3 protein-coding genes are annotated in these 3,671 nt (G+C 55.1%); all 3 read right to left on the bottom strand.

What is annotated here, in order from left to right:
• On the bottom strand, positions 1 to 1,946 hold a 1,946-nt coding region (locus tag A3764_RS14885; protein ID WP_067951716.1), incomplete at its 3' end, for a UvrD-helicase domain-containing protein.
• Positions 1,901 to 2,341 carry a hypothetical protein gene (locus tag A3764_RS26345; RefSeq protein WP_150120954.1) on the bottom strand — a complete coding sequence of 147 codons (441 nt, stop codon included), beginning with the start codon at positions 2,339 to 2,341 and terminating at the stop codon, positions 1,901 to 1,903. The genes A3764_RS26345 and A3764_RS14885, both read right to left, overlap by 46 nt.
• 15 nt (positions 2,342 to 2,356) lie before the next feature.
• Positions 2,357 to 3,671, bottom strand: a 1,315-nt coding sequence (locus A3764_RS14880; RefSeq protein ID WP_236628205.1) for a DUF6880 family protein, incomplete at its 5' end; no start/stop codon positions are given.

The following is a 3,671-nucleotide window of genomic DNA, read 5'->3' as shown; positions in this document are numbered from 1 at the left end:
ACATGGTCAGCTTCCAACCCCTTGGAGGCGTGGATCGTCTTGAAGGTGATATCCAGATCCGGAAACGACCGGCGCAAATCCCTCATTTGCTCTGGCATGGAATGGCGATAGCGTCCCAGCATCAAGACAGTGCCCTGACGTCCATCAGCTTCTGCCCGCAACTGTAATTCTGAGAGGACGCCCCTCAACTTTTCTTCACCATCATGGCGGAAGGTCGAGACGATCCGGATAGCCGCTTCTTCCGTTGTCCCGGCCGGAATTACGATTTTTTCGAGCTGAGTCGGGTTTTGCAAAACAAAATGACGGGCGGCAAAGGCAATCTTGTCGACGGACCGGAAGGTCCGCCCAAGGTCGACAGTTCGATGCACCCCGCTTTTCCCATTGAACGTCCCGCCGAATTCTTCGCCGAAGTTGCGCATCAGATGAATGTCAGATCCGGCAAATCGATAGATGGACTGCCAGTCATCCCCTACCGCAAACAGGCGGGCATCACTGTGTTGGCCAAGCAAGCCTTTGACCAATCTTGCCCGACTTCTTGAAATATCCTGAAACTCATCAACCAGAATATGGCGAAACGGGCTTTTGTATTGGCCCGTTTCAACATAATTGGCCGCACGCAATACCATGTCTTCAAAATCGATCCGCGTGCCGAGGCGGTCCTGATAGGCCTCATAGACAGGCCTGAACACCGACAAAAAAGCGGCGGCGCGTTTGCCAAGCTTTGCGGACTGCGCTTTGCGTTCGCAGTCCTCATATGCATAGCCTCCACTCTTAAAGTTCCGCAGGAAGTTGCCCAAGAGCTGCACAAAACCGTCGACCTGGTTCATCTGCATAACCCGATCGAATAGCTCTTCGCGTGGACGGGGCTTAAGGGTCACGAAAGGCGCGATCTTTTCTGCCAATGCGTCGAGCAGACGGCCTTCTGAATTCTCGTAGCTGTAGGTCTCAAGAAGAATGGTTCCATTCTCCTGATGCACCTGTCGCTTCCAAGCCATCCCTTCGAGGTATTCATCACGATCTACCCAAGGTGCTGTCACCAGCACTTCTTGGCCACCTTGCCCAGATTGCTTACGCACACCGAAATGCTCAAGATAGACGCCGCTCTCTGTCAGACGGAAGTCGGGACAGTAATTGCGGCGGGTCGGGCTGGACGTGTCGACTTCGTAATCAGGTTCATATTCGTATTCGACGCCATTTTCGTACAGCCAGTTGGCTATCAGAAGTTCTTCGTAACTCTTGACCTTTTCCCCTTGGAGCGTGCGAAGGTCTTCCTTTTCCAGATAGGTGTAAAAATCGTGTTTCCTCTGGAAGTCCCATTCGGATTTTGCCTCGAGGCGCGCCGACGTGAACCAACCGAGAATGGCCTTCGATGCCTCCGAGACTTTCAGCGCCAACTCGACAAGAATATCGCGGATCAGCGCCAGAAACGCCTTGTCATCTGTAGCATGCGCAGCAAGGGCAGGTTTGCCGCCTTCCACTTGTCCGATGATGTCGTAGGCTAAAGCATGAAAGGTTCGAGCCTCCACCGGCTCACCGCAACGGTCTTTGATCCGCTCTGACATTTCTGCTGCAGCATCCCGAGCAAAGGCCAGTAGGAGAACCTCATGCGGTTTACGAAGACCTACCTTGATCAGATATCCGGCTTTTGCCGTGATAACGCTGGTTTTCCCGGAACCGGCTCCGGCAAGAACCAGGGTGGCATCCTCATCCACGATGATGGACAGGCGCTGTTCCGGGGTCAGAGGATTGGACTCGAAACTGTCAAAAAAATCTGACCAAAGCTCAAGTTGGGACGCCACATACCTCTCTATCGCCGCCTGCCTCTGGGTTTCTGGGGCGGATAGGAAGTTCCGGATCGTTTCGATTTCCCCAAATCGGGTGCTCCCGATGGCCTCTTGGTTCAGCTTGCTGAAAACCTCTTGTTCGAGGCGGCCTGCGATATCCAATGTGGGCTGCATTCGACAGGCTGCAGGGTAATATTGGGGCGCGCCAGATCGCGTACGGTGCCAAGTACAGTGTTTATGTCGGCAGACCGTGCCTTGTACCGCTCAACATTGTGATTACGCCATGCCTTCTCGATGCTGTCACCGAGTGCTGCCAGGGCACCGCTATCCTTGCCGCGAATACGCAGCGGAGCACCCGACCGGCTGAAGGGAATGGACAGTTCGTTCCCCAGCCACCCGGGCCGGACGACAGGGCAGTTTTGCATGCTCTCCAGTGATGCCAAAGGCAGGTTGCGACCGGCAAACACAAAACGAGTGCCGTCGAATTCCAAAGAAGAAACATTGCCCCGCCACTTATCAAAGAGGGCAAAAAGAACTGGGTTTGCAGAAACACGCATCGCGGAACTATGGCCTCACTCGTCAACCAAGGACCAGAACCCGTATTTACGCCCATGTTTGTCGCGAAGGGATTTCACGAAGGCGACATGCGTAGGGAAATCGCCGTAATCCTCAATGGCCGCATCTGCGGACTGGCATTCCGCCAGATGGCGGGCGGCATACCGGTATCGCTTGGATTTTCCACCATCCAGTGTGTCCTGAACCATGGCGCGGCGCATCAGCGTGGCGGCAAGGGGATGGTCCGCTTCCAATGCATCAGCCGCTTTCGTAAGTGTATGATAGGAATCCCCGTTAAGGTCCGCCGCCCTGGACAACACGGTCTTTGCCGCCCGATCCTGAGCCGGCCATTCGATCAAGAAATTGATTGCACCGCCAAGGGACGGATAGGCTTCCGCCAGATCTAATGCTTTGTCCTCTGCCTCAATGTCGTCGAAGTCGGGCAACAGTTTCAGGTATTTCCGAAGGCTTGCTGCGCTCAGGGTTTGCTCGAATGTATCCCAGAGATGGTATTTGAGGTCATCCCGCAATCCAAGGGTTTCAAGGCAGTTTTCGTAGACCACGTCCAGATCGTAGCGGAACATCCGGAAGGGTTTCCCATCTTCAGCCGCACGGGCGCTGAGGATCAGGTCATAGGCCTCTTGGGCTCGCCCTGCCTCAAGGAGCCTGCGCGCCACATCAGGTGCAATGGTTCCATAGGTCAACTGCTCTGGTGTGTATCGTGCCATATAGGTATCGACATCGCCTTGCGCGTCGGCGATGTCGGCAAGGATGACGGAACGGGTCAGGTCCCGGTTTCGGTGAATGCTGTCCTCTGGGTTGGAGGAAAGGCCATATCCCCGATACCGGTCCAACTCATCACGGGTTAGAGGGGTTTCTGCCCAGGCATTCGTCAGGGATTTGAGGTGTTCCAGCCCGTCTTGGCCCAAGGCATCTGACAGGGCAGGAATGATCCCGTCAAATTCCCCATAGCCAGAATCCACGATCGCATCGAGCATGTGGTCGGCGAGGGAGGCACCTTTGGTGGAAATCCTGGGCGAGATCGTTGCGATTTGGTCTACCGCGTCGCCCATGATCCCCCCGATGGTCCCGTTGCTGTCATCCGTCCTCTCGTGAATGGAAGGCGCCAGAAGAAGGAAAGACCAGAGCAACTCAAACGCCTCATCCGCATCGACAGGCGAAATCGTGGTTTCGATCATGTTCAGAAGGCCGCTGAGATCCTTGGACAGCGCTTTTTGTTTGCGCCAGTCGACATAGCTTGTAGACCGTCGAAGGGAGGCGAACCGTTTGCGAATATCGGAAGCCACTTCCTTTGGCCCTTGAGCGGCACTC

Source organism: Sulfitobacter sp. HI0129 (assembly GCF_001635395.1).
GTDB lineage: Bacteria > Pseudomonadota > Alphaproteobacteria > Rhodobacterales > Rhodobacteraceae > Sulfitobacter.
This window is presented reverse-complemented; position numbering and strand designations above follow the sequence as displayed.

Bases quoted from the DNA above. Each gene is read 5' to 3' on its own strand.
- A3764_RS26345 (WP_150120954.1), bottom strand. From the start codon at position 2,341: ATGCGTGTTTCTGCAAACCCAGTTCTTTTTGCCCTCTTTGATAAGTGG.